Origin of the sequence: Streptomyces sp. NPDC096310, assembly GCF_044763125.1 — a bacterium.
Classification (GTDB): Bacteria; Actinomycetota; Actinomycetes; order Streptomycetales; family Streptomycetaceae; genus Streptomyces.
In genome coordinates, this window is record NZ_JBIWFO010000054.1 from 1 (window position 1) to 6,864 (window position 6,864).

Below are 6,864 nucleotides of genomic sequence, written 5' to 3' on the forward strand. Positions count from 1 at the left end.
CTACGAACGCAAGGCCGACCACTTTCTGGCCTTCACCAGCATCGCCTGCACCCTCATCTGCTACCGCAGACTCACCAAATGAGATGACTTCTAAGGAGCGGCGGGCGCGCCCCGGGGTGTCAAGGTCCGCTCCTCCACGACCACCAGCTCCGCGGTCGCCCGCCCGTCACCGGTCCGCCCGGCGTGGGCCCGCTCCAGGGTGAGTCCGGCCGCACGGCCACGCAGTGTGAGCGTCATGAGCTGATTCCCGAACCACGGCCCGCCCGTTCTGCGCCAGGAGACCCCCGGGGTCGCGACCCGGCCGTGCCGGGCCAGCGCGCGCCCCAGCCACCGTCCCGCACCGCTCCAGCCGAAGCGGAAGCCGAGCCGCATGACGGCGGGGACGGAGTTGTGCACGGGGGAGCAGGTGAGCTGTACGACCCGAGGGCCCGGCCCCGTGCCGCCCGGCCATGACGGCTCGGCGACGTAGGCGTGGTGCACATCGCCCGACAGCACACACACGGTGGCCGGCGCCGCCGCCCCGTCGCCCACCTCCGCGATCAGCGCGGCCAGCTCCTCGAAGGAGTCGGGGAAGGCCGCCCAGTGCTCCAGATCCGCCGCCCTGCGCAGCCGTTCGCCGAAGCGCGCCCAGCGCGGCCCGCGTTCGCCCCCGCAGAGCGAGGCGTCCCAGGACTCCAGGTCATGGATGAAGGGCGGCAGCAGCCAGGGGAGCGAGGTGCCGATCAGGAGATGGTCGTACGCGTCCCGGTCGGCCAGCGCCTGCTCCCGTACCCACCGCGCCTCGTCCTCGTCCAGCATCGCGCGCCGCCGCTCGTCCAGGACCCGGGCGGCGCGCGAGTCGACCATCAGCAGCCGGGTGCGCCCGAAGTCGCGCCGGTAGCTCCAGCGCACGCCCGCCGGGTCACGGTCCGCCTCGGCGGCGAACGCCCGCAGCGGCTCGGTGGCGTCGGGCGCGGCGCGAACGGTCGCGTACAGCTCGTCGGCCGCGAGTTCGGCGGGGGAGAGGTTGCCGAGGTGCTGATAGACCCAGTACGACATCAGCCCGCCGAGCACCCGCTCCTGCCACCACGGCAGCGCCCGCATGTCGGCGAGCCAGGAGGCGCTGGTGTTCCAGTCGTCGATCAGGTCATGGTCGTCGAAGATCATGCAACTGGGCACGGTGGAGAGCAGCCACCGTACGTCCGGGTCCGTCCAGGACTCGTCGTAGAGGTGGGTGTACTCCTCGTAGTCCGCGACCTCCGCGCCCGGCGCCTCGCTCAGGTCCCGGCGCGCGGCCAGTCTGCGCCGCGTCGCCGGGGAGGTCTCGTCCGCGTACACCTGGTCGCCCAGGAGCAGCAGCACGTCGGGGCGGGGTGCGGCGGGGTCGGCGGCGAGGCGGGCGGCCAGGGTGTCGAGCGCGTCGGGGCCGACCGGGTCGGGCTCGCCGTGCGGGGGCGACGCCCAGCGGCAGGAGCCGAAGGCGACCCGCAGTTCGGGCGGGTCTCCGGCCCCGGGAGGCGCCGGGGTGCGGATCGTGCTCGGCGGGAAGCGGCCGTCGACGGGCGGCCACACGCACGCTCCGTCGAGCAGCACCTCGTACGGGGTGGCGGTGCCGGGGGTGAGGCCGGTCACCAGGATCAACGCGTAGTGGTGGCCGGCCACATGGAAGGTACGGGAGGCGCCGCCCGCACCGTCGGCGCACCGGACCTCGGCGGTGGCCGGGCGGTCCGCCTCGACCCAGACGGTCGCCGTTCCGGCGCCCTCCCCGTCGACGTACCGCAGCAGGGGTCCCACGCGCAGACCGGTCATCTGTGTCCTCTCCGGTGTCCTTGCCCGTCCTCCGTCGTCCCGTACGGTACGGAAGTCCTGTGCGGGACGACGGAGGGGGTGGGGGGGGAGAGGCGGGGCGTCGGTGGTGGGTCAGCAGCCGCTCAGGGCGCTGGTGAGCGCGGTCTTCTCGGCGGAGTCCACCTTGAGGTTGTAGTAGTACTTCACCTGCACCCAGGCGCGGACGTAGGTGCACTTGTACGAGGCCAGCGGCGGCATCCAGTTGGCCGGGTCCTTGTCGCCCTTGGACTGGTTGACGTTGTCCGTGACGGCGATGAGCTGCGGGCGGGTCAGGTCGTTGGCGAACGCCTGGCGCTGCGCGGTGGTCCAACCGCTGGCGCCCGACTTCCACGCCTCGGAGAGCGGGACCATGTGGTCGATGTCGACGTCGGAGGCGGCGGACCAGGTGGCGCCGTCGTACGGGGAGAACCACTTGCCGCTGGTGGCGGCGCAGGAGGAGTCCTGGACCACGTTCGTGCCGTCGCGCTTGAGGACGACCTCGCGGGTGTTGCAGGCGCCGGACTGGGTGATCCAGTGCGGGAACAGGTCGCGGCTGTAACCGCTGGAGGAACCTTCCGCCTGGACGGTGAGGCTGCCGAGGTAGGTACGGGCCGTGGCGGCGCTGACGGGTGTGGGCATGGCGGCCTGCGCCGCGGGGGCGGTGAGCAGGGTGGTGGCGGTGGCGATGGCGGCGGTCGCCGAGAGAACGGCGAAGCGGCGCATTCGACGCGCGTAGACACCAGACATGGGAACTCCCTTGAAGTGGGGGGAACCTGCGGAACCTGACGTGAGGCCGTGGTGCGGAGCTGAAGAGCTGAGGGGGCTCGGCCGGTGAGCCCGGTCGCCATCGTTGCCTCGGCGGGTTTCCGGAAGGTGGGCTTCAGGTAACAGAGTGGCGACATGGACACGTCACATCAAGGGGTTGGTGGGTTCTGGTTGTTTCTGACGGGAAAACAATTCGGGCTTACGTGGGCAAAGTTGACTTAGGTGGCGGCTAGGATGGGCACGTGCTGCTGCGGGTCGATATCACGTTCGGAGTCGTGCTCGGCCTGCTGCTGATCGCCGCGGTGGCCGTGGCCGGACTCTCCCGTCTCGGGCGGGGCCGCGAGATCGCCGTCGCCGGGGTACGGGCCACGCTGCAGCTCGGCGCGGTCTCCCTGGTGATCGGCTCGGTGATCGGCTCCGTACCGCCGCTGCTCGGCTTCATCGCGCTGATGTACGCCGTCGCCGTACGGACCGCCGGGCGGCGCGTCACCGCGAACAGGACCTGGTGGTGGGCCGCCCTGCCGATCGGGGCCGGAGTGGCGCCCGTGATGACGGTCCTGCTGCTGACCGGCGTCGTACCGGCCAAGGGCATCGCGGTGATCCCCACGACGGGCATCCTCATCGGCGGCGCGCTCACCGCGACGGTCCTGGGCGGGCGCCGGGCACTCGACGAACTCCACGCGCGGCGCGGCGAGGTCGAGGCGGGCATGGCGCTCGGGCTGCTCGACCGCGAGGCGCGCATGGAGGTGGCGCGGCCGGCCGCGTCGGACGCGCTGCTGCCGGGGCTCGACCAGACGCGGACGGTGGGGCTCGTCACGCTGCCGGGAGCGTTCGTGGGGATGCTGCTGGGCGGCGCGTCACCGGTGCTGGCGGGGGCGGTTCAGCTCTTCGTGCTGGTCGCGCTGATGGCGGTGCAGGCGGTGGCGGTGAGCGTGGTGCTGGAACTGGTGGCGCGGGGGCGGCTGAATCGGGACGTGTGACGTCGTGTGGCCAGGCCTCCGGGTCCGCTACTTCTTCGCGGAGACCTCACGGGTGCGTTCGAGGAGGTGCCGGGCGGCCGGGTTCGACCGGTAGGGAGCGAGCAGGGTCGGGATTTTCGCCACCTGCTGGTCGATGCGCCCGGAGTGGATGGCCGGGTAGGCGTCCAGTACTTTTCCCCATGTGGTGCAAGCCGCTTCCAGGTGGCCCATTTGCAGCTGTCGCTCGGCAAGCAGGGAACTGAAAATCAAACCAGATCTCTGCTTGTCGCTGGAGTCTCGCAAACGGAAATGGTCGTGCAGGGATTCAACGCTTCCCTTCACATCGCCCATTGCGTGCCGGACCTCCGACGTGGAGTAAGCCAACGTGGCCGAGCTGAAACCTCCGAAGGTTCCCAGTTGGCTCTCTGCTTGGTTCACCGCGCGTTCCGCTTCGCGGATGCTGTTCAGCGCGTTCGTACGCTCCCCGGCCAGGGCGTACGCGTGCGCCTGCTGGCCCGCCATGAACGCGCGCATGCGGGGGCCCGACTCGGGGGAGGCTTCGGCGGCCGCGTTCGCGAGCCGTACGGCCGGCGTGCCGTGGCCGAGGTTCGCGGCCTGGACCGACATGCCGCGCAGGACATGGCAGTAGGTCAAATGATCGCCGCTGGCGCCCGCGAGCTCCAGGCTCTTGACGTAGTACTTCTGGGCGAGACCGTGCAGTCCCTCATCCACCGCCATCCATCCCGTGAGGTAACACAGGAAGGACGCGGTGGACATCATCGATTTTCGGGTCTCTTCGGATGCGCTCGCCTTCAGGTAAGGCGCGACGGTGTTGACCAGAAAGGCGGAAGCCATGGGGCGGGCATAACGGCCCCCGAATTCGTCGTCAAGGTCCGAGAGGCGGTCGGTCATGGCCGATACCGCCTGAACCTCGGACCGGCCGATGCGCCTCTGGGGGTCGGTCTGGATGGATTCCAGACGGCCGACCACTTCGGGCCAGCCAGGAACGGTGAGCGCCACGGAGAACAGCCCCGCGCCGAGTACGCCACGGCGGTTCGGGTCCATCTCTTGCCTCCCGAGGTCGACCAGCTCTTCCACGGTACTGGGCCGAGTCGCCAACTGGCCGGACGGCGGCGCGAATCCCGCTTCGGCGTAGGTGACCGGGCGGCGGAGCCGCCGGGAGAACGCCTCAAGGACGAGGAACCGTACGCCCTCCCTCGGCATGTGGCCCTGGAGCCATTGATGGGCCGACGGGGCGCGGTACTTGAGCGGTTGCCCCTGCTCGGTGCCCAGACGGTTGACCGCTTGCGCGACCTGCCGCAGCGTCCATCCGCTCTCGCGGTACAGCCGCTCCAGCCCCGTGTTCGGTTCGGGGGTCGTCACTGGCCTGGCTCGCTTTCCGTCGGCTGCTCTTGACGCTCTTAACGCTCGCTTCGTCCGCAACGGTACCGCCGTGTGTGACCGAACGGTTGCCTAGTGCGACAAGGTCCATCGTGACGGTACGCAGAGGGAGCAGCCGATGGCGGATCAGGCGCCTTTGGACACCAGGGCCGCGGAGTTGGCCGCGAGCGTCGATGCCCGGTTCTTCCACCGGTTACTGCCCGACGAGGTGCCCCGGATCTACGCCGAGCCGACGCGTGCTCTCCTGGTCGCCGTGCTCGCCGAACTTGAACGGCTGGGCCATGACGCCGATTGAGCGACGGCGGCTGGGTATTTCGCCGGCCGAGCCGTATCCCCCGGTCGACCTCGCCCCCGTACCTGACTGTGATGTGTGTGCCTGGTGGGACAAGCGCCGGGACAACGCCCGGCGGGGGATCGGTGCGACCACCGCGATGGACTGTGCCCGGCAGATCGCTGCGCATCCGCACCGTCGGGCGGGGGACTCCAGGTGAACCCCGAACTTCGCGTCTCCATGGCCGTGTTCGATCCCAAGACCGATATGCCCGGCGTGATCACGGCGTTCAGCGGAAATCTGGTGCGTCTCGCCCGCCCCTCGGGCCGGATCTGGTACGCCACACGGATCTCGGTTCGCCCGGCCACGGCGTGGGAGCGACGGCAGTTGCGGGCGCTCGCCGATCACCACCGGAAACAGCTCGGGCGCACAAGCGGGCGCACCCCTTGGTGACCCGGGCGAGGCACAACCGACCGGACGAGGGCCGGACTACGTGGGGCGAGCCACCTACCCCGACATACGAACCATCCAAGATGGGGGACGACACCATGACCGACACCGCACAGCACAGCTCCCGTACGAACGCCAGGGTGACGAGTCCGCTCCGAAGCCGACCGGCCGTCCGTAACCTGTTGGAAGGGCAGACACTCACTCCCGCCGATCTGTCCATGGTGCTGCTCGTCACCGAGGAGCCCGCCGACCGTCCCATGCCCACGGTCACGGTGGCTGGTATTCCGGCCGTGATGCGTGAGTGTGCTGCCCTCGGTATCCGGTCCGTGAAGCTGTTCGCGGAGTCCGCCGCGCGGGACGCCACTGGGGCGAGCTCGCTCGCCCCCGACGCTCTCATGTCCCGCGCAATCCGCGCCTGCAAGGACGCGGAACCGTCGCTCGCGGTCATGACGGAAACGTGCCTGTGCTCGTACACCACGGAGGGCACCTGCTATCTCACTGATAAGCACGGGAGTCCGGCCGTGGCCGCAACGATCCGCGTAACGGCTTCGCAAGCCGTAATGCACGCGGAAGCGGGAGCGGACATCGTGGGGCCCGCGTCGATGCTGATCGGCACGACCGGGGGCGTTCGTCGTGCGCTGGACGACGCGGGACACGAGGGGGTGTCCGTCATGCCCCACGTGATCTTCTGGTCTCACCTGTACGACGGGTTCCGGCTTACGATGGGGGCGACTCCCAAAACGGGTCTCAACCGGGAATTCCAGATCAACCCGGCCCGCGCCGACCAGTTCGTTGACACCGCCTTACGCATGGAGGCGGACGGGGCCGACATGATCCTGCTGGAGCCCGCGCAGTTCACGGCCGATGTCCTCGCCACACTCCGCGGAATGACTCGCGCGCCCCTCTTCCCGTTCTCGGTCTCCGGTGAGTACAAGGCGCTCACCCGTGCGGACACTGCGTCGGGACAGCGGGATGTCCGCCTCTTGGTCGAGCTGTTCACGATGCTGAAACGCGCCGGAGCATCCGCGAGCATCACGTACGCGGCCCTCGATATCGCCCGGCAGTTCTAGGGCCTCTCGTTTGGATCTTGCTGGGCTCGCCAGGATCCAAACGAAAGGCCCTAGTACTCCAGTGCGGTTTCGTGATCTATCCAGCGGGTTCGTCGGCGGACCGCCGTTTGTAGTGGCTGCGTCGGGCTGTTGCCTGGTGGCG

The 6,864-nt window shown here is 69.7% G+C and carries 7 protein-coding genes; 4 read left to right on the plus strand and 3 right to left on the minus strand.

The genetic code is table 11. From position 1 onward, the window contains the following. Positions 1-90: 90 nt before the first annotated feature. Both ACIQ7D_RS37320 and ACIQ7D_RS37325 read right to left on the minus strand, forming a co-directional pair. Complete coding sequence (locus ACIQ7D_RS37320; protein ID WP_403945709.1) at positions 91-1,788, minus strand: alkaline phosphatase D family protein; 1,698 nt, start codon at positions 1,786-1,788, stop codon at positions 91-93. 111 nt (positions 1,789-1,899) lie between these two features. After that, positions 1,900-2,553 (minus strand): HNH endonuclease family protein, encoded by a 654-nt coding sequence (locus tag ACIQ7D_RS37325; RefSeq protein WP_403945711.1) that lies wholly within the window; start codon positions 2,551-2,553, stop codon positions 1,900-1,902. 260 nt (positions 2,554-2,813) lie between these two features. Between ACIQ7D_RS37325 and ACIQ7D_RS37330 the strand changes: the two genes are divergently transcribed. Further along, a complete protein-coding gene (locus tag ACIQ7D_RS37330) occupies positions 2,814-3,551 on the plus strand; it encodes an ABC transporter permease (protein WP_403945714.1) in 738 nt (245 codons plus the stop codon). Positions 3,552-3,578: 27 nt separating this feature from the next. Here the strand turns inward: ACIQ7D_RS37330 and ACIQ7D_RS37335 are convergent, their stop codons facing one another. After that, complete coding sequence (locus ACIQ7D_RS37335) at positions 3,579-4,913, minus strand: tetratricopeptide repeat protein (RefSeq protein WP_403945716.1); 1,335 nt, start codon at positions 4,911-4,913, stop codon at positions 3,579-3,581. Between the two features lie 136 nt (positions 4,914-5,049). On the opposite strand from ACIQ7D_RS37335, the gene ACIQ7D_RS37340 reads away from it, so the two are divergent. From ACIQ7D_RS37340 to ACIQ7D_RS37350, 3 genes are all read left to right on the plus strand, one after another. After that, positions 5,050-5,226: a hypothetical protein gene (locus tag ACIQ7D_RS37340; RefSeq protein WP_403945718.1), complete on the plus strand. Its 177-nt coding sequence runs from the start codon at positions 5,050-5,052 to the stop codon at positions 5,224-5,226. A gap of 192 nt (positions 5,227-5,418) precedes the next feature. After that, positions 5,419-5,655, plus strand: a complete 237-nt coding sequence (locus ACIQ7D_RS37345) for a hypothetical protein (RefSeq protein WP_403945720.1) — start codon at positions 5,419-5,421, stop codon at positions 5,653-5,655. A 95-nt stretch (positions 5,656-5,750) separates the two neighbouring features. Then, the gene (locus ACIQ7D_RS37350; RefSeq protein ID WP_403945724.1) at positions 5,751-6,722 is read left to right on the plus strand and encodes a hypothetical protein; all 972 of its coding nucleotides are present in this window, start codon (positions 5,751-5,753) and stop codon (positions 6,720-6,722) included. Positions 6,723-6,864 lie beyond the last annotated feature (142 nt).